The sequence below is a fragment of the Pseudomonas sp. SIMBA_067 genome (genome assembly GCF_046534675.1).
Taxonomy (GTDB): domain Bacteria; phylum Pseudomonadota; class Gammaproteobacteria; order Pseudomonadales; family Pseudomonadaceae; genus Aquipseudomonas; species Aquipseudomonas putida.
Genome location: NZ_JAWRYH010000622.1, coordinates 1 through 264, shown reverse-complemented (window position 1 = coordinate 264; position 264 = coordinate 1). Strand labels below are relative to the sequence as shown.

The 264-nt window shown below is 65.2% G+C and carries 1 protein-coding gene; it reads left to right on the top strand.

Annotated elements, in window-relative coordinates; genetic code table 11:
- Positions 1 to 15 precede the first annotated feature (15 nt).
- On the top strand, positions 16 to 264 hold a 249-nt coding region (locus SB765_RS30595), incomplete at its 3' end, for an acyl-CoA dehydrogenase family protein (protein WP_410932614.1).

Genomic DNA, 264 nt, shown 5'->3' with positions numbered 1-264 from the left:
GCCTGGAGTCGGCCCATGTCAGCCCACCCTCAACACCCTGCCCATATCATTCGTTCGGACGCCGAAGCCATCGAGGTGGCGACGCGCCTGGCCGCACGTTTTGCCGTTGACGCCAGCGCGCGCGACCGTGAGCGTCGCTTGCCGGTTGCCGAACTCGACGAGTTCTCTGCCAGCGGCCTGTGGGGCATCACCGTGCCTAAAGCCTACGGTGGCGCCGAAGTGTCCTATGTGACCGTGGCCGAGGTGATCAAGTTGATCTCCGCC